Origin of the sequence: Microbacterium sp. SLBN-154, assembly GCF_006715565.1 — a bacterium.
GTDB lineage: Bacteria > Actinomycetota > Actinomycetes > Actinomycetales > Microbacteriaceae > Microbacterium.
This window is the reverse complement of sequence record NZ_VFNL01000001.1, coordinates 2,003,587-2,022,655: the sequence shown is the minus strand read 5'-3', so window position 1 is coordinate 2,022,655 and position 19,069 is coordinate 2,003,587. Positions and strand designations below refer to the sequence as shown.

Below are 19,069 nucleotides of genomic sequence, written 5' to 3'. Positions count from 1 at the left end.
CTCCTTCGTCGGCCGCGAGGACGCAAGCAGTCCCCGCATCCCCATCTTCGCTGGCCGTCGGTGTGGCGGCTAGCAAGGCGAGCCTTAGCCCGCAACGCTCAATTTATCTCGACGTCAAGATAAATGTATCACTTGGGAGCGGGAGGATAGAGGGCGCGCACCACCAGCCACGTGACCGCGAGCAGCGGAGCGAAGAGGGGAATGCCCATCACGAGCTTGAGCGTTCCCAGCAGCGCCACCGCGCTGTCGCGCTGACTCTCGTCCAGGGAGGTCAAGTAGATGGGGAACTGCACGGCCAGACGCGCCGCGAACAGCGCGGCCCACGCGATGGTGAGCCAGAAGAATGCCCGCCGCTTGCGACGGTCCATCCGCCACCGCGTTCCCTCGCCGACGAGGAAACCCACCGCGAGACCGATGATCGGCCAGCCGACGAGTGCGGAGACCAGCAGCGCCGAGCCGTAGACGGCGTTGGTGATGAAACCCGGGATGAAGTTGTCGGAGGGGTTCCCCGTGATCAGCGCCAGCCCTGCCGCCACGCCCGCTGCGACCAGTCCGCCGATCGCCGCCGAGGGGGGCGATTTCTGCACCAGGCGCACGATCGTGAACACCGCCGCGATGCCCACCGAGACGGCGAGGGCCGGAATCAGCTTCTCCTGAGTGTCGCCGGGCACGAGGGTGTAGGTGAGGATGAACGTCAGGCTCGGCAGCACCGATTCGAGAACCCCGCGCCAGCCGCCCATCGCCGACCAGACGACGCGGCCGGTGCTCCCCTGCTGGGTCGGATCGAGGCCTGCGCGCTTGGCCGCCCCGCCGAGGGCGGCGCCGAGGAGCTCGGAGGCGCGCTGATCCCCGGCCCCGGGCGCGGGTTCGGGGTCGGGGGCGTGGACGCCCGTCGGGCTGTCGTTCACGCCGTGCCCGGCGTAGCCGGCATGCGGAGGGGGATGAGATCGCGCGGCGGCATCGGCGACGTACCGCGGACCACGACGATGGAGCGGAAGAGGTCCTCGATCTTCGCCGCAGCGTCGACGTCGGCCGCCGCCGCCCCGCCGATGACCCCGCGCAGGAACCAACGCGGCCCGTCGACGCCGACGAAGCGGGCGATGCGCTTGCCCGCTCCCCCGTCCGGTCCTGCCACGACGGGCACTTCGGCGAGCAGCTCGGGTCCGAGCGGACCCTCGCGCTCTTCGACGCGCCCGCCCTGTTGGCGGATCTGCTGACGGATCTGCTCTCGCGTCTCCTCCCACAGCCCCGCCGAGCGCGGTGCCGCGAACGGCTGGATCTGCAGTGTCGAGTCGGCGTAGTCCAAGCCCACGGCGACGATGCGCTTGGTCTGCTCCTCCACCTCCAGCCGCAGGTTCAGACCCTCACGCGGGAGGACCTTGATCCCTCCGAGATCGATGTAAGGGCGGACCGGATTGGCCTCCGCCTCATCGAACGGCCCCTCGGTCGCCCGATCGGCGGGTGCGCTCTTGGGGGTGTTCTGCGGTGTCGCGTCGGTCATGCCGTCGCTCCGTCCTTCTGGTAGCCGGTCGAACCGAACCCCCCGGCGCCGCGGACGCTGTCGGGGAGGTCGTCGACCGGCACGAACGCGGCCCGGGTGACGGGCATCACGATGAGCTGGGCGATCCGGTCGCCGGGTGCGATCTCGAACGCGGTGTCTCGGTCGGTGTTCAGCAGGGCGACCTTGATCTCGCCGCGGTAGCCCGCGTCGACGGTGCCCGGCGAGTTGACGATGGTGATTCCGTGCTTCGCGGCCAGTCCGCTGCGGGGGACGACGAAGGCGGCGAAGCCCTCGGGAAGGGCGATCCGCACGCCGGTGCCGACGAGGGCGCGCTGGCCGGGCTCCAGCCTCACGGCCTCCGCGGACACCAGATCGGCACCCGCATCGCCGGGGTGGGAGTAGGCCGGAACGTCGGGGGCGATAATGAGGACGTCCACGGTTTCAGTCACGCAACGAGGGTAATGCACATGTCAGAGCCACGCCGCAGCGGCGAGCAGGCGGTGCTGTACCGCGAAAGACTGGGTCCGAGTCTGTGGCTGCTGGTGGCCGCCGCCCTGTGCGGACCGATGGCGGCCCTGGTCTTCACTCCCGTCGATCCCACGGTCGCCCTAGTCGTCGGCGCGGCGGTCGCTGCGCTCGTCGTCGTAGCTCTGGTCGCCGCCTCGCCGGTGGTGGAGGTCCGTGACGGGATGCTGCGGGCCGGACGGGCCCGCATCGAGGTGCGTCACCTCGGGGGGGCCGAGGGGTTCACCGGCGAGGAAGCCCGCCGTAAGCGCGGCGTGGAGCTGCACCCCCGGGCGTGGCACCTCATCCGCGGGGGGATCGACCCGGTCGTGGTCATCGCGCTCGAAGACCCCGACGACCCGGTGCCGGCGTGGGTGGTCTCGACCCGCACACCCGACCGCCTCATCGCTGCGATCGAGCGGGCGCGACGCGGCGACGCCGAGCCGGTTACGCCGCGCACTCCCGGCAGATCGGTCCGTCGCCGCCCTCGTGGTCCAGCTGCGAGCGGTGCTTGACGAGGAAGCAGTTCATGCAGGTGAACTCGTCCTCCTGAGGGGGAAGCACGACCACGTCCAGCTCGAGGTCGGACAGGTCGGCTCCGGGCAGTTCGAAGCCGGAGGGATTGTCGGCGTCCTCGACGTCCACCGAACCGGACATCTTGTCGGGGACACGCTCCTTGAGCGCCTCGATCGACTCGCTGTCGTCTTCGGTCTTGCGGGGGGCGTCGTAGTCGGTTGCCATGCGGGGGGATCTCTACTTCCGGTGATTCTCGGGTGCACCTGGCCTGAACAGGCGGCCATAGTTTGCATGACCGGTGGGCATTTCGCAAATGCCGCATCCGGCGCCGCGGCGACCGGTTCGGACGCCTCTGGGCACGCCTGCGGGTGATCGGATGCCGCCCCAGGCGCGAGAGGGCGACGATCACCCACCGGAACATGCGCCACGCGCACGATATTCCCGGCCCCAGGGCGTCCCTGTGACACCATGGCGGCACTGCTGAGTCGGAGAGGCGTTCGCATGGAACAGCTCAAGGTGATCGGAACCGAGGACGACAGACTCGTCCTCGCGACCGAATCGGGCGACCGGTTCTCGCTGCCCGTCGATGAGGTGCTGCGCAACGAGCTGCGCCGCACCCGGCGTGACCGCGACCACGACAGCCAGGCCGCTCGCCCCAGCCCCCGGGAGATCCAGTCGCACATCCGTGCCGGGCTGTCGACGACCGAGGTGGCGACACTGCTCGGGTGCCGCGTGGAAGACGTGGCCCGCTTCGAAGGTCCGGTGCTCGCCGAGCGCGAGCACGTCGTCGGTCAGGCTCTCGCTGTGCCGGTGCTGCTGGGCGGTCAGCTCGAGCACGACGCGCACCCCACGTTCGGAGCAGCCGTGCGCGGCAAGCTCCACGAGGCCGGCGCAGTCGGCGAACGCTGGACGAGCTGGAAGGAGCCCTCGGGATGGATCGTCAAGCTCGAGTTCACCGCCAACAGCGTCGACCATGATGCGCGGTGGAGCTTCGACCCTCGCCGCAGCACCCTCTCGCCTCTGAACGCCGACGCGATCCAGCTGTCGCGTCAGGGTTCGCTCCCCGAAGGACTGATCCCGCGCCTGCGCGCCCTGGACACCGCCCCCGCGAAGGACGACTCGCGCTTCGACAGCGGCGCCTTCGGGCCCCGCCGCCCGCCGGAGGCCGACCTCGAGCACCCCGAGATCCCTGCGCCGGTCGCACCGGCCGTCCAGGAGGCCGCGATCAAGCGGGCGACCGAACCGGCCGTCACCTCCGCGGAGACCGCCGACCTGCTCGAAGCCCTGCGTCGTCGTCGTGGTCAGCGTGAACCCCTTCCGGGCGCGGAGGAGGCGCGAGAGCGCACGACGTCATCCCAGCCTGTCGCGCTCTTCGACGCCCTCGAGCCGGGGTACGGCGACGGCCCCGAGCCCTCCGAGGAGAACCTCCCGCCGGACAGGGCTTCATCGGCGACGCAGGTCGCCGAGGCGGCCGGCCGCCGCAAGGGACGCACGTCGATGCCGTCGTGGGACGAGATCGTCTTCGGCGCACGCGGCGACGACTGAGACGAGCGGCAGCGCTCAGGCGAACGCGCCGAGGCGGATGAACGGAACGATCCGCTCGGCATCGGTGAGCGAGCCGTGCTGGCCCACCATCTGCTGACCGGTGCGTTCGGCATCCCGGTCGTCGTAGTAGGCGGTGGTCCCGCGTGCGGCGACGAGGACGTCGCCGATCCGCGGCCGCACCACGGGATCGACCTCGCCGAACAGGCCGCTCGCGACAGCCTGGTCTCTCGTGAAGACCCATGCGTGAGAAGACTCCGCTGCCTGCCATGCGTCGGCGACGGCATCAGCGGCCCCCGGATCGGCGTACAGATGGAGCATCCGCGGCTCGCCGCCGATCTGTGCCACGCCCTCCAGCAGGGGGCTCCCCTCGACCAGGAGACGATGCCGGTGCCGGGGAACGTCGACCATCCCGTGGTCGGCGGTGATGATCGCCCCCACGTCGTCCGGCAGCGCTCCGCCGAGCCGCGCCAGTGCGGCGTCCACGTCCTCCAGCCCGATCGTCCACTCGTCGGACTCCCATCCGCGACGATGACCGATCCCGTCCAGTTCCGGTGTGTAGAGATAGATGAGGGCGCCCGGATGCCGGGCCGCAAGGTCGACGGCGAGGTCGACCCGGTCGGAGAAGTCCTCTGCCGGCACCGCAACCGCACCGCGCAGCGTCGCCTCGGTGAACCCCGTGCCGGTGTACTCGGGCTTGGAGACGAAGAACGTCGGCCGGCCGGTTTCGGCTTCCCGGCCGAAGAGAGGCGCGGCGCGCTGCCAGCTCACCGGAAGTCCGTGCGTGTCCCACCCGCGGAGCTGGTTGAGGACCTCGCCGGTGTCGGGGACGAAGGCCCGGTAGCCGACGATGCCGTGTGTGCCCGGCTCGGTCCCCGTCAGCAGACTCGTGAGCGCCGCGGCGGTGGTGGTGGGGAACACGGTCCGCACGACATCCTTCTTCGACATCGCCGCCGCGAGATACCTCGCGTGACCGCTGCGGCCTCGCAGATTATGGGCTCCGAGGCCATCGACCACGCAGACGATCGCGCTTCGCGCAGGGGCCAGTCGGTCGGATGCGCCCCCGAGCGCCGCGATCAACTCCGGCACGACCCCGGTGAGGCGCCGGGCACCGGGCGGGTCCGACGGTAGGCTGACGGTCACCCGGGCCAGTCTGGCACACCCCGCCGGCGGCTCCCCCGCTCCGTCTTGGAACCCCATCGCCATGCCCGCATCACCCGCTGACACCACGCCCGCCGAACGCATCGAGGACGTCGACGTCTCCGTCGAGATGCAGGGGTCGTTCCTGGAGTACGCCTACTCCGTCATCTACTCCCGCGCCCTGCCCGACGCCCGTGACGGATTGAAGCCCGTGCAGCGCCGCATCCTCTTCCAGATGGCCGACATGGGGCTGCGGCCCGATCGCGGGCACGTCAAGAGCGCGCGCGTCGTCGGCGAGGTGATGGGGAAGCTCCACCCGCACGGCGACGCTCCGATCTACGACGCCCTCGTGCGCCTGGCACAGTCCTTCTCGCTGCGGGTGCCCCTGGTCGACGGACACGGCAACTTCGGCTCGCTCGACGACGGTCCCGCGGCCCCGCGGTACACCGAAGCCCGTCTGGCTCCCCCGGCGCTGGCGATGACCGCAGACCTCGATGAAGACGTCGTGGACTTCATCCCCAACTACGACGGCCAGTTCCAGCAGCCGGAGGTGCTTCCGGCAGCGTTTCCGAACCTGCTCGTCAACGGCGCGTCGGGCATCGCGGTGGGGATGGCCACCAACATGGCCCCGCACAACCTCATCGAGGTCGTCGCCGCCGCCGTGCACCTGCTCGAGAATCCCGAAGCGACCCTCGAAGAGCTGATGGAGTTCGTCCCCGGCCCCGATCTCCCCTCCGGGGGGATCATCGTCGGGCTCGACGGCATCCGCGACGCCTATGCCGCGGGGCGCGGATCATTCCGCACCCGGGCGAAGGTGTCGATCGAGAGCCTCGGCCCGCGCCGAACCGGACTCGTCGTCACCGAGCTGCCGTATCTCGTGGGTCCCGAGCGTGTGATCGAGAAGATCAAGGACGCCGTCACGAGCAAGAAGCTCACCGGCATCTCCGACGTCACCGATCTCAGCGACCGTACGAAAGGCCTTCGTCTGGTCATCGGCGTGAAAACGGGGTTCGACCCCAACGCCGTCCTCGAGCAGCTGTACCGCCTCACGCCGCTGGAGGACTCCTTCGGCATCAACAACGTCGCCCTCGTCGACGGCCAGCCAAAGACGCTCGGGCTGCGCGAGATGCTCCGGGTGTACCTGGACCACCGCATCCGCGTGATCACCCGGCGGAGCGAATACCGCCTCGCACGCCGCCGCGAACGCCTCCACCTCGTCGAAGGTCTCCTCATCGCGATCCTCGACATCGACGAGGTCATCCAGGTGATCCGCACCTCCGATGACGGAGAGCAGGCGCGTGGCCGACTCATGGACGTCTTCGACCTCACCCAGGTGCAGGCCGAGTACATCCTGGAGCTGCGCCTGCGGCGCTTGACGAAGTTCTCGCGCATCGAACTGGAAGCCGAACGCGACGCCCTGAAGGCCGAGATCGACGCCCTCGTCGAGCTGTTGGGCGATCCGGCGCTGCTCCGGGCCCAGGTGGCCACGGAGCTGGAGGCCACCGCCGAAGCGCTCGGCACCCCGCGGCGGACCCTGCTGCTGAACGGCGGTCCGGTCGCGGCGCGGTCGTCGAAGTCGGCGGGTCCGGTCGACCTCCAGATCGCCGACGCGCCCTGCCGGGTCTTCCTCTCCGCGACGGGACGCATGGTGCGCGCCGAGCGGACGCCGGAGGCGCCGGGCGGCGGCATCGTCCCCCCCGCCCGCCGATCGAAGCACGACGCGGTGCGCTCCGCGGTCGACACCACGACGCGCGGAGACGTGGGAGCTGTCACCACGGCAGGGCGCCTCGTCCGGTTCTCGCCGGTCGACCTGCCCTCCGTTCCGGGGAACTCGGTGCAGTTGTCGGCCGGGACCCGCGTCGACCAGTACCTCGGCCTCACCGGCGGCGAGCACGTCGTCGCCCTCGTTCCCCTCGCGTCGGATCCGCCCATCGCACTCGGCACCGCGCAGGGCGTGGTCAAGCGGGTCGCCGCTTCCGAGCTCGCGGGCAAACACGACGTCGCGATCATCTCCCTCAAGGACGGCGACCGCGTCGTCGGGGCCGCCCTCGCGCCCGACGGTGCGGAGCTGGTGTTCGTCGCCGCGGACGCGCAGCTCCTGCGCTTCGACGCGTCCTCCGTCCGACCCCAGGGCCGTGCCGCCGGCGGGATGGCCGGGATCAGGCTGGCCCCGGGAGTGGAGGCGATCGGGTTCTTCGTCGTCGGCGGCTCGGCCTTCGACGCCGTGGTGGTCACCGTCGCGGGCGCCTCCACAGCTCTGGCAGGCACCGACCCCGGATCCGCCAAAGTCTCGGCCTTCACGGAGTATCCCGCCAAGGGACGCGGCACCGGCGGGGTGCGCGCGCATCGCTTCCTCCGAGGGGAAGACACCCTGAGCCTGGCGTGGGTCGGTTCCGACCCTCGAGCGGTCGGTCCCGACGGCGCGGTCCGTCAGCTGCCCGCAACGGGTGCTCGACGCGACGCATCGGGAACACCGCTCGACGCCGTCGTCGGAGCGGTCGGGACCGCCGTACGCTGAGGGACGCCGGTCAGGCGTCGATGCGCTCGCGCGACAGCCGGTCGCTGGAGTCGACGATGAACTCGCGACGGGGGGCGACGTCGGTGCCCATCAGCAGTTCGAAGACACGCGAGGCCGCCTCGGCGTCCTGCACGCGCACCCTCCGAAGGGTCCGTCCGCCCCGATCCATCGTCGTGGTCGCGAGCTGGTCGGCGTCCATCTCGCCGAGACCCTTGTACCGCTGCACCGGCTCCTGCCAGCGTCTGCCCGCCTTGGTGAGCTTGGTGAGCAGCGTGTGCAGCTCCTGTTCGCTGAAGGTGTAGACCGTCTCGTTGGGCTTGGTCCCGGGATGCATCACGATGACCCGATGAAGGGGCGGGACGGCGGCGAACACCCGTCCGGCCTCGACGAGGGGACGCATGTAGCGGAAGAACAGGGTCAGCAGAAGGGTGCGGATGTGCGCACCGTCCACGTCGGCATCGCTCATCAGGATGATCTTGCCGTAGCGCGCGGCCTCCAGATCGAACGACCGGCCCGAACCCGCACCGATCACCTGGATGATCGATGCGCATTCGGCGTTGGACAGCATGTCGCTGATCGACGCCTTTTGAACGTTCAGGATCTTCCCGCGGATCGGCAGCAGAGCCTGGTATTCGCTGTTGCGCGCCAGCTTGGCCGTGCCGAGCGCCGAATCACCCTCGACGATGAAGAGCTCTGACTCGGCGACGTCGTTCGTGCGGCAGTCGGCCAGCTTGGCCGGCAGAGACGACGACTCGAGGGCATTCTTCCGGCGCTGGGTCTCTTTGTGCGTGCGCGCCGAGATGCGCGCCTTCATCTCCGAGACGACCTTGTCCAGCAGCAGCGACGTCTGCGCCTTGTCGTCGCGTTTGGTGGAGGAGAAGCGCGCGGTGAGCTCCTTCGTGACGACCTGGGCCACGATCTGACGGACGGCCGGGGTGCCCAGCACCTCTTTGGTCTGACCCTCGAACTGCGGCTCGGGCAGTCGGACGGTCATCACCGTGGTGAGGCCGGCGAGGATGTCGTCCTTCTCGATCTTGTCGTTGCCGACCTTCAGCCGACGGGCGTTCTGTTCCACCTGTGCGCGCAGCACCTTCATCAGCCCCTGCTCGAACCCCTGCTGATGGGTGCCGCCCTTCGGCGTGGCGATGATGTTGACGAAGGAGCGGGCGACGGTGTCGTAGCCGATCCCCCACCGCAGCGCGATGTCGACCTCGCAGGTGCGCTCGACCTCGGTGGGGATCATCGCGCCGGTGGGCTGCAGGACGGGGACGGTCTCGGTGAAGACCCCGGTGCCGGTCAGCCGCCACACGTCGGTGACACCGGCGTCGGGGGCGAGGAACTCCACGAACTCCGAGATGCCGCCCTCGAAGCGGTAGGCCGTCTCGACCGGCTCGCCTGCGCGCTCGTCGCGCACGACGATCTGCAGACCGGGGACGAGGAACGCCGTCTGCCGCACCCGCTGCTCCAGCTCCTCGAAGGAGAACGCGGCATCGCGGGTGAAGATCTGTCGGTCGGCCCAGTAGCGGATGCGCGTTCCCGTCGCCCCGCGCGGAGCCTTTCCAACCACGCGCAACTCGCTGCTGTCTTCGAAGGGGGTGAAGGGCGAGTCAGGGCCCGGGCCCGCGAACACCCCTGGCTCGCCGCGGTGGAACGACATCGCATAGGTCTTGCCACCGCGGTCGACCTCGACGTCGAGGCGCTCGGACAGGGCGTTGACGACGGAGGCACCCACGCCGTGCAGACCTCCGGACGCCGCATACGAGCCCCCGCCGAACTTGCCGCCCGCGTGCAGCTTGGTGAACACGACCTCCACGCCGGTGAGCCCGGTGCGGGGCTCGACATCGACGGGGATGCCGCGGGCGCGGTCGCGGACCTCGACGCTGCCGTCGGCGTGGAGGACGACGTCGATGTGATCTCCGTGGCCACCGAGTGCCTCGTCGACGGCGTTGTCGATGATCTCCCACAGGCAGTGCATGAGACCGCGGGCGTCGGTCGAGCCGATGTACATGCCCGGACGTTTGCGGACGGCCTCGAGCCCTTCGAGCACCTGCAGGTGGTGGGCGGAATACTCAGCGGCGGTCACAATCTCCAAGGCTAACCGGGGGTTCCGACCCGTCCTTGCACAGACACGACTGTCGGGCGCCGCCGTACGCGCTCAGCGAACGGTCATCGGATCGCGGCATGACCGTCATCGTGCCGTGGTTGTATGTGGGGACCACGCCGAGAGTCACAATCCCGAGGAGGCACCGCGATGACACTTTCGACACCCTCTGAGACGGCCGTCCTCGAATACCGCCTGACCGCGGTGGACCGCTGCGATTCCTGCGGAGCTCAGGCCTACATCGCCGCCGAGGTGAACGGCAGCGAGTTGCTGTTCTGCGCTCACCACGGCCGCAAGTACGAAGAGAAGCTCCGCGCCGTCGCCACGTCGTGGCACGACGAGACCGCACGTCTCAGCAGCGACGACTGACCATCACCGCAGGCCCCGGTACCGCCGGGGCACGAGCGGCGAGACCCGGACCGCGACCTCTTCGCCGATCGAATCGATCGTCTCGGCGAGCGAGGTCGCGGTCTCTTCGTCACGACCGGCGCCGCCGTACACGACCACGCGGTCACCCACGGCTGCCCCCGGCCACGCGGCGACCTCCGACGTCGCCCCCGAGACGGTGAGGAGCCGGCGCGACCCTCCGGGCGTCGCGACATCGGCCCGCGACGCCAGGGAGCTGAACAGCCCGTCGCGCGACCCCACATCGAGACGCACCACGTCGTCGGCCACCTCGAGGACGGGCGCGACCCAGCGAGCGATGGGCTGCACTCCGAGCTCGGCCTCGTCGGGCCCGCCCGCGGGACGGATGCCGTAGCAGAACGCCCCGACCCGGGCGATGTCGTAACGGAACTCCGGTCGGGCGAACGCCGCGGCACTGGCTGCGAGGTGGCGCCAGCGGGGCCGGAGCCCCGCGGTCTCCGCGGCCTCCAGAGCCTGTTCGAACCGGCTCCGCGCGACGTCGTCGTCCTCATCGGACGCTTCGGCGATGTGACTCCAGATGCCCTCGACGACGAGGCTCCCCGCGCGTTCGGCGGCCGCGGCGACGGAGACGAACTCCGACCACTCCTCCGGCCGGACGCCGTTGCGGCGCAGCCCCGTGTCGATCTTGAGATGAACCCGTGCGGGGCGTGGGTCTCCGCGCCGAGCGGCGACGTCGTCGAGAAGCCGGCGATCGCCCACCCCGATGTCGAGGTCCAGATCGATCGCGGCGGCGACCTGCTCGGGCGTATCGGCGATCCACACGAAGATGCGCGCGTCCCCGCCCGCACCTGTTCGCACCCGTGCACCGGTCATGAGGTCGAAGGCTCCGAACCAGCGGACACCCTCCCGTCGTGCGCGCGCGACCACGGCGTCCACGCCGTGCCCGTACGCATCGTTCTTGACCACGAGCATGAGCTCGGCGGGCGCGACCGCCGCGCGGACCCGAGCGAGGTTCGACGCGAACCGGTCGAGGTCGACCTCGAGCACCGATCCGGTCATGCCACCTCCCGACGAGCGCGGACACCGACGATCGCGACGATCTCATCGGCGTCCAGTCCCGTCGCCGCGGTCCACGGCCCCAGCGACGGCTCCCCCCGATCAGGATCGCCGAAGAAGACCGCCGGCGCTCCCGGAGTGACGGCTGCCCGCGGCCCGAGGTCGACCACGCAGACGTCCATCGCGACCCGACCGACGACCGGCGCATCGCGCCCCTCGACGCGGACGGCCACCCTGTTGCCGAGATTGCGCACCACGCCCTGTCCGTACCCGCCGCTGACCAGGGCGACGGTGGTGTCCGATGGGGCCCGGAAGGTGTACCCGTAAGACACGCCCTCCCCTGCGCGCAGGAGCTTGGTCGCGATCACCCGACCCGTGAGCGCCATGACGGGCCGACCGGGTGATCCCGGGAGGCCGAACAGCCAGGCCCCCGCGAGCGCGGCGTCTTCCCCGCTCTCCGCCCACGCCATGCCCGCCGTCGACACGGCACGCTCGACGATGTCGGCGCCGTGACCCCAGGCGTCGGCATCCAGGACGTCGCGATCGACGACGAGCACCCCGGCGTCGCGGGCGATCCGCAGGTTGTGCGCGAGAGCAGATCCTCGGATGAGAGCGACGGGCCGGGGATCCAGCTGCGCCGCGACGGGGGCGGCGGCCCGTGAGGACTCGGCAGTCGGACGCAGAGGATCCACCGACATCACCCCTCTAGACTATCCGGGTCCGTCGTCCCCGACTCGAAAGTCCCCATGCCCTCGACCGGTCTCGGCCTCTCCTCCCGCCTTCGCTACCTCGCCTACCGCGCGCGGCGGATCAACGTGGGCTCGGTGTGGGAGCGGGCCAGGGAAGCCGCCGCACAGCACGGCAAGTGGACACCCGCCATCGTGGTGGACATGCTCTTCTCCGCGGGGTTCCGTCAGGTGGGCTTCCAGGACTACATCGACTACGACTTCGCGATCCTCACCGGTCGTGAGCGGGCGACGTTCATGACGCACCCCTTCTCCAATCAGCTGTCGCAGCGCTTCGACCACCCCGACTTCCGACACCTGTTCCAGGACAAGATCGAGTTCGACCGCGCCTTCTCCGAGCACCTGCACCGGGAGTGGATGGTGGTCGAACCCGGCAACGCCGACGAGGTCCGCGCCTTCACCGAGCGTCACGGGACCATCGTCACCAAGGAACCGATCGGCCAGGCCGGGACCGGCGTCCACCGCTATCACGCCGCCGACATCGACGACTGGGCAGCATTCCACCGCGGGCTTCACGACCGGGGCGAGCTCCTCATCGAAGAGGTCATCGCGCAGCATCCCGACCTCGCCGCCGTCTGCCCGGGGACGGTGAACACCACGCGTGTCACGGCATTCTTCGACGGGGAGCGCACCCACATCCTCGCGATCGCGCAGAAGTTCGGCCGCGGCGCGGTCAGCGACCAGATGTCGTTCGGCGGCTTCTACACGATGCTCGACGACGACGGTCGCGCGGTGGGTCCCGGCTACGACTCCCACGGCCACGTGCACATCACCCATCCGGACTCCGGATTCCGTATCGCCGATTTCCAGCTGCCGATGATGGCCGAGGTCGTCGCGTTCGTCGACCGCGTCGCCCGCGTCGTCCCTCAGGTGCAGTACGTCGGATGGGACATCGTGGTGACCCCCACCGGTCCGGTGCTGGTCGAGGGGAACTGGGGAGCCGGCGTCTACGAGAACAAGCCGAGCGTCACCGGCATCCGCACCGGACACAAAGCCCGCTATCTGGCCGCGACCGGGCTGGGCTGACGACGACGGGAAGCCCCGAACCCGACGGCCTGTCGCCGTTCCCCTGAGCCCGTCCCGGGTCTACAGTGAGAGCGCAGTCTCTCAGGAAATGCTCAGAAAGGGTTCGGTCATGTCCACCGGCACCGGGGAGAAGTCCCTCACCAACACCGTCCGGGTCGCCCTGGGCGTCGTCGGCGCGATCGCGCTGATTTTTGGTCTGCTCATCCTCATCTGGCCGCAGAAGGCGTTCGGCGTCGTCACCTTCCTGCTCGCCATCTACGCCATCATCGCCGGGCTGGTCTACATCGGCCTCGGCGCGTTCTCGCGGGAGCGAGGCGGCTGGTCGCGGATCGGCTACATCGTCCTCGGCGTGCTGTTCGTCATCGCCGGCGTCGTCGCCTTCCTGAACTTCGGTGCGGCGACCGACTGGCTGCTCCTTCTCGTCGGGCTCATGATCGGCATCACGTGGGTGGTCGAGGGGATCGTCTCGCTCTCCACCCTGTCGGACGCGTCGTCGAAGGGCTGGACGATCTTCTTCGCGATCATCAGCATCGTCGCGGGCGTCGTGGTGATGTTCGCCCCGATCTGGGGGGCCCTCATCGTCTGGCTGTTCTTCGGCGTCTCGCTCGTGATCCTGGGCATCATCCAGATCATCCGAGCCCTGCGCTTCGGTCGCGCCTGACCGGAACGGCTCGGGCCGTCCAGCCCGGTCAGGCGACCGGCAGGTGACGCGCCCACCACTCCACCACCGCGTCGAAGCGTTCGACGCGGTGGCGGGGCCGGCCGCTCCGGGTGAGCTCGTGGTTCTCACCGGGGAAGAGCAGCATCTCGCACGGAACCCCCGCACGCGTGAGCGCCGCGTAATAGCGCGTCGCCTGCTCCAGCGGGCAACGATGGTCTTCCTCGGCGTGCATCACGAGGGTGGGCGTGCGCACCTGCCCGACGACCGCCATGGGGCTCTGCGCGGCGATGAGTTCGGGGTCGAGGCCGACGTACTCGTCGCCGAAGAACGAGCCGATGTCGCTCGTCCCCTGGAATGACGTCGGCTCGAGGAAGCCGCGCTCGACGATCGCTCCACGGAATCTGTGGTCGTGCGCGATGATCCACGCGGTGAGGTAACCGCCGTACGAGCCGCCCATGATGCCCAGCCGACCGGCATCGAGAGTCGGATCGGACTCCAGCGCGCCGTCGAGGAAATCGATGACGTCGTGATGGTCGAGCGTACCCATCGCCTGGCGGATGGCACGACCGTGCGCGCGGCCGTATCCGGCCGACCCGCGCGGGTTGCAGTAGACCACGGCGTAGCCCGCGTCGACGAGGACCTGGGTCTCGTCGAAGAGATGGACGCCATAGCTGGCGTAGGGTCCCCCATGGATCTGGAGGACGACGGGGAAGGGCCCGTCCCCGTCGGGCCGGGCGACCCAGCCGTGCACCGGGTAGCCGTCGCGACCGCGAACGGTCAGCTCGCGCGGCTCCACGATTCCCGCTGCGGCCGCGGAGGCTCCGAACGCGGTCAGCACGCGGGGCTCACCGGGCCCGGCGAGGACCATCTCGCCGAAGGAGTCGGGGGTGGCGACGGCGGCGACGACGACGGAGCCGGATGCCGCATGACCGAGCACCTCGCGGTCGCCGCCGATGACCGTGGCGGCCGATCCGTCGCGGGCGACGCGGAGGAGCCGGACGCGTCCGCGGCGCCGGTCCTGCACGAGGAAGTCGTCGCCGATCGGGGTGAGATGGCTTCCGACCTCGCCGAGATCGATCGTCTCGGGATCGGTGAGGACGCGGGCCTCACCCTCGGCGATCACGAACAGCGCCGTGCCGGGCGCGACGAAGTCCGTTCCCGCGGGCCCCACGTCCGAGGCGAGAGCGGCCACCGTGCCGTCGTCCGCGACGGCGAGACCCGTCACCGACAGGTTCGCACCGGTTCCGAGCACCTCGCGGCGCCCGGAGCCGTCGAGGTGATGCGCGACGACGGGGGTGCGCAGGTCTCGACGGTCGGCCTCGATCCGATCGGGAACGGCCAGCACCTCCTCGCCCGCCACCGCCAGGGTCGACCAGCTGAGGTCGCCGTCGGTGAGCGCACGCGGGGTCGCCCCCACCACGGTCCGGCGCGCGGCCTCATCGTCGTCGCGGACGGCGGGCGCGGGGTCGTAGAACGGCTCACTGTCGACCTCGGGCGCGGCGATCACGAAGATCTGCGCCGGGCGGTCGGCGAGGTAGCCGAGACCATTGGCGTTCCAGCGCACGCCGGTGATCCGCCGAGGCGCCTCCGCCGCGGCATCCAATCCTTCGACGGTGCCGTACCGTCCGTCCTCGGGCATCCGGGCGGTGTAGACCAGGGAGCGGCCGTCCGTCGTCCAGACGACCTCGCCGACCCCGAGCGGGGCGTCGGTGGCCTGCACCGGCTCACCGCCGGCCGGGGCGACCACGAACACCTGCGAACGACCCCGGGCATCCGGCCGGAGGAACGCCAGGCGCGTGTCATCCGGCGAGAGCACCGGGGCGGTGTCGAGGACTCCGCGGGTGAGTCGGCGCGGAGCACCGTCAGGCAGATCGATCCGCCACAGCTGACCGACCGTCCGGTTGGCCAGAAGGTCAGGACGGCTGACGGAGAAGACCGCGAACTCGCCGTGCGACGAGAGTGCGGGCCGCCCGACCCCGAGGAGCTTCTGGATGTCGGTGGGGCCCACGATTCACTCCCCCGCGAAAGATGCGGTGTCGCCCACCAGCCGCGTGTTGTCGTCGGGGATGGGATCCACGGCGGCTCGGGCCACCTCGGCGGCGAACTCCGAGACGTTGTAGAGCCGTCCCGCCGACTCGCGTCGCGAAGCGATCGCGCCGGGGTTCGCACGTTCGAGGAGCGTGGCGGTGATCGTGCCCTCAATCATGTCGCCCGACACGACCACGAACTCCACGCCACGCTCCGTGAGCATCGGGATACGCTCCCGCAGCGCGTCCTCGCCCGCACGCTTGGACAGCGCGACCGGCTCGTACTCGGGCATCGTCGGAGTCGTACGGATGAAGTGCGCCTGGTGGCTGGTGACGAAGACGACACGCGCGCCTTCACCGAGCAGAGGCAGGGCGGTCTCGAGGACCGACACCTGGGCGTCGCGGTTGAGACGGAGCGCATAGTCCTCCGCCATGCCGGCCTCCATGCCGCCCGAGGCATTGAGGACGAGGACATCCAGCCGACCGAACTCGCGCTCGACCTCGGCGAACATCGCCTGCACCGAGTCGGGGTCGGTGAGATCGGCTCCGACCACGAGCACGCGGACACCGAGGTCGCGCAGCTGGGTGGCGAGCTTCTCGGCCCGCGGTGCCTTGTTGCGGTAGTTGATGACGACATTGGCGCCCGCCTCGGCGAGGTAGCGGACGGTGTCGGCTCCGATGCCGCGGGAAGACCCGGTCACGAGGGCGGTCTTGCCTGCCAGCGATCCGGGAGCAAGGGTCTGAGACATGTGTGGCGACTCCTGTGATGACGCGCCGCGGATGCCGCGGCAAGGCCGTCCGGCCCCCTGAACCCTATCAACGCCGACGTGCCGGACTGCGGTGTTAGGGTGGCCGTCAAGGCCGAGGAGGAGCCGCGATGCTGCCGGATCTCACGCAATACCTGTGGATCGTGTGGTTGGTGCTCGCGGGGGTCTTCATCATTATCGAGCTCCTCACGCTCGAGTTCACCTTCCTCATGATCGGCGCCGGGAGCCTCATCGGCGGCCTGGGGGTGAATCTGCTCGGCGGACCGTGGTGGCTGCAGATCGCCGCGGCCGCGGCGATCTCGGCACTCCTGCTGTTCACCATCCGGCCGTTGCTGTTGAAGATCCTCCATCGAGGCGAACCTGCCAGGACCAACGTCGATGCCCTCTACGGCATGGGTGGACGCGTCGTGGCCTCTTTCGTCGACGGCGAAGGCGGCTCGGTGCGCCTCGACAACGGCGAGACCTGGACCGCGCGCCTGGCCGCCGGCGCCGTGGGCGCCGGGGTCGGCATGCGCGTCACCGTCGACCGGGTCCTCGGCGCCACCGTCGAGGTGAGCCCCGCCACTCCCGCCGCTCCCGACCCATCGGAAGGAAACACTCCGTGATCGATCCCGGCGCCTTCATCGGCCAGATCTTCGTCATCGTCCTCCTCGTCGTCCTGGCGATCTTCGTGGTGGTGGTGCTCTTCCGTTCGATCCGGATCATCCCGCAGGCCTACGCCGGGATCGTGGAGCGGCTCGGGCGCTACCAGCGGACGCTCTCGCCGGGGTTGAACATCCTGGTCCCGTTCGTCGATCGCCTTCGCCCTCTGGTGGACATGCGCGAACAGGTGGTGTCCTTCCCCCCGCAGCCGGTCATCACCGAGGACAACCTGGTGGTGTCGATCGACACGGTCGTCTACTTCCAGGTGAACGACGCCCGCGCGGCGACCTACGAGATCGCCAACTACCTCAGCGCAGTGGAGCAGCTGACCACCACGACGCTTCGCAACGTGGTCGGGGGGCTCAACCTCGAAGAGGCGCTCACGAGCCGCGACAACATCAACGGCCAGCTACGCGTGGTGCTCGATGAAGCCACGGGCAAGTGGGGTCTGCGGGTGTCGCGCGTCGAGCTGAAGGCCATCGATCCGCCGACCTCGATCCAGGACTCGATGGAGAAGCAGATGCGCGCGGAGCGCGACCGCCGTGCCGCGATCCTGACCGCCGAAGGCACGAAGCAGTCCCAGATCCTCGAGGCCGAGGGTCGGCGCCAGGCCGAGATCCTCCGTGCCGAGGGAGACAAGCAGGCGGCGGTGCTGCGGGCACAGGGCGAGGCCGAGGCCATCGAGATGGTCTTCGGCGCCATCCATGCGGGCGAGCCGGATGACAAGCTGCTGGCCTACCAGTACCTGCAGACCCTGCCGAAGATCAGCGAGAGCCCGTCGAACAAGCTCTGGATCATCCCCAGCGAACTGACCGAGGCGCTCAAGGGCATCGGGAACGCGCTCGGCGGACGCGACGAAGGCGGATCCACGGCGACGCCCGGAGGTGCGCGACGTCCCGCGACCGCTGCACGCCGTGCCGAGTACTCCGCCGCCTCGGATGCGGCCGTCGCGGCCGCGCGCGAGGCGGCGTCGGACGCTGATGCCATCGCCAACGAAGCACGCTCCACCACACCGGGTGCGGTCCGTGCCGATGCCCCGACCCCGACCCCGACCTCGACCTCGACCTCGACCCCGACCCCGACCGAGGGTGGGAGCGACCCTGCCTGACCCGCAGCATCCGTGGTTCGAGGCGTCGGATGCGCCTCGCGTGCTCGCCCACCGCGGCCTCGTGCCCGAGGGATCCGCGGGTCTCGTCGAGAACTCCTTCGCCGCCGTGGCGGCCGCGCACGCCGCCGGGGCGACCTATGTCGAGTCCGATTGCCATGTGACGCTCGACGGTGAGGTGGTGCTCTTCCACGACGACGATCTGCTGCGCGTCGCGGGTGATCCGCGCGCCGTCGCCGCCGTGACCGTCGCCGAGCTGTCGGAGCTCATGGCCGGACTCGGGGGGCTGCTGACCCTCACCCAGGCCTTGGAGTCTTTCCCCACGGTGCGATTCAACCTCGACGTCAAGGCGCCCGCCGCCGCGGAGCCGGTCGGTCGCGGCGTCGCGCCGTACGCCGATCGCGTGCTCCTGACGAGCTTCTCCGATGAACGTCGACGCGCCGCGCTCGCAGCGGCCGTCGATGCCGGCGCATCGATCCGACCGGCGACCTCGGCCGGCACGCGTACGATCACCCGGCTCCTCCTCGCGTCGGGAATCCGAGCCCGTCGCACGGTCTCCCGACTCCTTTCCAACGTCGACGCCCTGCAGGTGCCCGAGCGACAGGGTCGCGTGCCGATCGTCACTCCGCGCCTCATCGAGACCGCCCATCGGCACGGCGTCGAGGTCCATGTGTGGACGGTGAACGATCCGGCGGACATGGAGAGGCTCCTCGACGCCGGCGTGGACGGACTCGTCACGGATCGCGCCGACATCGCGCTCCCCCTCGCCGCCCGTCGCGCGTCCTGAACGACCGGCGCGAAGGCCTGAGCATCGGCTGTGAAAGCCGCTTCTGGCCCCGCCCTTCGGATGA

Annotated in this window: 19 protein-coding genes; 9 read left to right on the top strand and 10 right to left on the bottom strand. The window is 70.0% G+C overall.

The genetic code is table 11. The annotated features are described in order from the left end of the window. Positions 1–128: 128 nt before the first annotated feature. Genes FBY40_RS09840 through dut form a run of 3 tightly spaced genes read right to left on the bottom strand, consistent with a single transcriptional unit; the run spans position 129 to position 1,950 of the window. The gene (locus tag FBY40_RS09840) at positions 129–908 is read right to left on the bottom strand and encodes a DUF3159 domain-containing protein (protein WP_141938359.1); all 780 of its coding nucleotides are present in this window, start codon (positions 906–908) and stop codon (positions 129–131) included. Further along, the gene (locus FBY40_RS09835) at positions 905–1,501 is read right to left on the bottom strand and encodes a DUF3710 domain-containing protein (protein ID WP_141938358.1); all 597 of its coding nucleotides are present in this window, start codon (positions 1,499–1,501) and stop codon (positions 905–907) included. Before FBY40_RS09835 ends, FBY40_RS09840 begins: the two co-directional genes overlap by 4 nt. After that, complete coding sequence (gene dut / locus FBY40_RS09830) at positions 1,498–1,950, bottom strand: dUTP diphosphatase (protein ID WP_200829968.1); 453 nt, start codon at positions 1,948–1,950, stop codon at positions 1,498–1,500. The genes FBY40_RS09835 and dut overlap by 4 nt, the downstream gene beginning before the upstream one ends. A gap of 18 nt (positions 1,951–1,968) precedes the next feature. Here dut and FBY40_RS09825 point away from each other — a divergent pair, with 18 nt between their 5' ends. Further along, on the top strand, positions 1,969–2,520 hold the full coding sequence (locus FBY40_RS09825; protein ID WP_327437039.1) for a DUF3093 domain-containing protein: 552 nt from the start codon (positions 1,969–1,971) through the stop codon (positions 2,518–2,520). Here the strand turns inward: FBY40_RS09825 and FBY40_RS09820 are convergent. Then, a complete protein-coding gene (locus FBY40_RS09820; protein WP_124293148.1) occupies positions 2,453–2,746 on the bottom strand; it encodes a DUF4193 domain-containing protein in 294 nt (97 codons plus the stop codon). The genes FBY40_RS09825 and FBY40_RS09820 overlap by 68 nt on opposite strands. 276 nt (positions 2,747–3,022) lie before the next feature. Between FBY40_RS09820 and sepH the strand changes: the two genes are divergently transcribed. Further along, positions 3,023–4,066, top strand: coding sequence for a septation protein SepH (gene sepH, locus FBY40_RS09815; RefSeq protein ID WP_141938354.1), 1,044 nt, complete (start codon positions 3,023–3,025; stop codon positions 4,064–4,066). A gap of 15 nt (positions 4,067–4,081) precedes the next feature. Here sepH and FBY40_RS09810 read toward each other — a convergent pair whose 3' ends face one another. After that, on the bottom strand, positions 4,082–5,206 hold the full coding sequence (locus FBY40_RS09810; RefSeq protein ID WP_235014759.1) for an alkaline phosphatase family protein: 1,125 nt from the start codon (positions 5,204–5,206) through the stop codon (positions 4,082–4,084). 61 nt (positions 5,207–5,267) lie between these two features. Between FBY40_RS09810 and FBY40_RS09805 the strand changes: the two genes are divergently transcribed. Further along, positions 5,268–7,721, top strand: coding sequence for a DNA gyrase/topoisomerase IV subunit A (locus tag FBY40_RS09805; RefSeq protein WP_141938353.1), 2,454 nt, complete (start codon positions 5,268–5,270; stop codon positions 7,719–7,721). A gap of 10 nt (positions 7,722–7,731) precedes the next feature. Here the strand turns inward: FBY40_RS09805 and FBY40_RS09800 are convergent, their stop codons facing one another. After that, the gene (locus tag FBY40_RS09800) at positions 7,732–9,804 is read right to left on the bottom strand and encodes a DNA gyrase/topoisomerase IV subunit B (RefSeq protein ID WP_141938352.1); all 2,073 of its coding nucleotides are present in this window, start codon (positions 9,802–9,804) and stop codon (positions 7,732–7,734) included. 168 nt (positions 9,805–9,972) lie between these two features. On the opposite strand from FBY40_RS09800, the gene FBY40_RS09795 reads away from it, so the two are divergent. Then, the gene (locus tag FBY40_RS09795) at positions 9,973–10,191 is read left to right on the top strand and encodes a DUF7455 domain-containing protein (RefSeq protein WP_141938350.1); all 219 of its coding nucleotides are present in this window, start codon (positions 9,973–9,975) and stop codon (positions 10,189–10,191) included. A 3-nt stretch (positions 10,192–10,194) separates the two neighbouring features. Here the strand turns inward: FBY40_RS09795 and FBY40_RS09790 are convergent, their stop codons facing one another. Together FBY40_RS09790 and FBY40_RS09785 are read right to left on the bottom strand one after the other, a co-directional pair. Beyond that, on the bottom strand, positions 10,195–11,247 hold the full coding sequence (locus FBY40_RS09790) for an alanine racemase (RefSeq protein ID WP_141938349.1): 1,053 nt from the start codon (positions 11,245–11,247) through the stop codon (positions 10,195–10,197). Further along, on the bottom strand, positions 11,244–11,942 hold the full coding sequence (locus FBY40_RS09785; protein ID WP_141938347.1) for an alanine racemase C-terminal domain-containing protein: 699 nt from the start codon (positions 11,940–11,942) through the stop codon (positions 11,244–11,246). The genes FBY40_RS09790 and FBY40_RS09785 overlap by 4 nt, the downstream gene beginning before the upstream one ends. A gap of 48 nt (positions 11,943–11,990) precedes the next feature. Between FBY40_RS09785 and FBY40_RS09780 the strand changes: the two genes are divergently transcribed. After that, entirely contained in the window at positions 11,991–13,016 is a 1,026-nt protein-coding gene (locus tag FBY40_RS09780; protein ID WP_141938346.1) for a sugar-transfer associated ATP-grasp domain-containing protein, read from the top strand. A 109-nt stretch (positions 13,017–13,125) separates the two neighbouring features. Next, the gene (locus FBY40_RS09775) at positions 13,126–13,677 is read left to right on the top strand and encodes an HdeD family acid-resistance protein (RefSeq protein WP_141938345.1); all 552 of its coding nucleotides are present in this window, start codon (positions 13,126–13,128) and stop codon (positions 13,675–13,677) included. 28 nt (positions 13,678–13,705) lie between these two features. Here the strand turns inward: FBY40_RS09775 and FBY40_RS09770 are convergent, their stop codons facing one another. Both FBY40_RS09770 and FBY40_RS09765 read right to left on the bottom strand, forming a co-directional pair. Continuing rightward, positions 13,706–15,685 carry a S9 family peptidase gene (locus FBY40_RS09770; RefSeq protein WP_141938343.1) on the bottom strand — a complete coding sequence of 660 codons (1,980 nt, stop codon included), beginning with the start codon at positions 15,683–15,685 and terminating at the stop codon, positions 13,706–13,708. A 3-nt stretch (positions 15,686–15,688) separates the two neighbouring features. After that, positions 15,689–16,453: an SDR family oxidoreductase gene (locus FBY40_RS09765; RefSeq protein WP_141938342.1), complete on the bottom strand. Its 765-nt coding sequence runs from the start codon at positions 16,451–16,453 to the stop codon at positions 15,689–15,691. Positions 16,454–16,581: 128 nt separating this feature from the next. On the opposite strand from FBY40_RS09765, the gene FBY40_RS09760 reads away from it, so the two are divergent. The 3 genes from FBY40_RS09760 to FBY40_RS09750 are packed head-to-tail and all read left to right on the top strand — an operon-like array spanning position 16,582 to position 19,005. Next, positions 16,582–17,076, top strand: coding sequence for an NfeD family protein (locus FBY40_RS09760; RefSeq protein ID WP_141938340.1), 495 nt, complete (start codon positions 16,582–16,584; stop codon positions 17,074–17,076). After that, positions 17,073–18,221, top strand: coding sequence for an SPFH domain-containing protein (locus FBY40_RS09755; RefSeq protein WP_235014757.1), 1,149 nt, complete (start codon positions 17,073–17,075; stop codon positions 18,219–18,221). The genes FBY40_RS09760 and FBY40_RS09755 overlap by 4 nt, the downstream gene beginning before the upstream one ends. Then, positions 18,202–19,005, top strand: a complete 804-nt coding sequence (locus FBY40_RS09750; RefSeq protein WP_235014755.1) for a glycerophosphodiester phosphodiesterase family protein — start codon at positions 18,202–18,204, stop codon at positions 19,003–19,005. The genes FBY40_RS09755 and FBY40_RS09750 overlap by 20 nt, the downstream gene beginning before the upstream one ends. The last annotated feature ends 64 nt before the right edge of the window (positions 19,006–19,069 follow it).

Excerpts from the sequence above, each read along its gene's own strand:
- sepH (WP_141938354.1), top strand. The coding sequence starts at position 3,023 with ATGGAACAGCTCAAGGTGATCGGAACCGAGGACGACAGACTCGTCCTC.
- FBY40_RS09780 (WP_141938346.1), top strand. The coding sequence starts at position 11,991 with ATGCCCTCGACCGGTCTCGGCCTCTCCTCCCGCCTTCGCTACCTCGCC.
- FBY40_RS09825 (WP_327437039.1), top strand. The coding sequence starts at position 1,969 with ATGTCAGAGCCACGCCGCAGCGGCGAGCAGGCGGTGCTGTACCGCGAA.
- FBY40_RS09775 (WP_141938345.1), top strand. The coding sequence starts at position 13,126 with ATGTCCACCGGCACCGGGGAGAAGTCCCTCACCAACACCGTCCGGGTC.
- FBY40_RS09805 (WP_141938353.1), top strand. The coding sequence starts at position 5,268 with ATGCCCGCATCACCCGCTGACACCACGCCCGCCGAACGCATCGAGGAC.
- FBY40_RS09760 (WP_141938340.1), top strand. The coding sequence starts at position 16,582 with ATGCTGCCGGATCTCACGCAATACCTGTGGATCGTGTGGTTGGTGCTC.
- FBY40_RS09795 (WP_141938350.1), top strand. The coding sequence starts at position 9,973 with ATGACACTTTCGACACCCTCTGAGACGGCCGTCCTCGAATACCGCCTG.
- FBY40_RS09835 (WP_141938358.1), bottom strand. The coding sequence starts at position 1,501 with ATGACCGACGCGACACCGCAGAACACCCCCAAGAGCGCACCCGCCGAT.
- FBY40_RS09790 (WP_141938349.1), bottom strand. The coding sequence starts at position 11,247 with ATGACCGGATCGGTGCTCGAGGTCGACCTCGACCGGTTCGCGTCGAAC.
- FBY40_RS09785 (WP_141938347.1), bottom strand. The coding sequence starts at position 11,942 with ATGTCGGTGGATCCTCTGCGTCCGACTGCCGAGTCCTCACGGGCCGCC.
- FBY40_RS09820 (WP_124293148.1), bottom strand. The coding sequence starts at position 2,746 with ATGGCAACCGACTACGACGCCCCCCGCAAGACCGAAGACGACAGCGAG.
- FBY40_RS09765 (WP_141938342.1), bottom strand. The coding sequence starts at position 16,453 with ATGTCTCAGACCCTTGCTCCCGGATCGCTGGCAGGCAAGACCGCCCTC.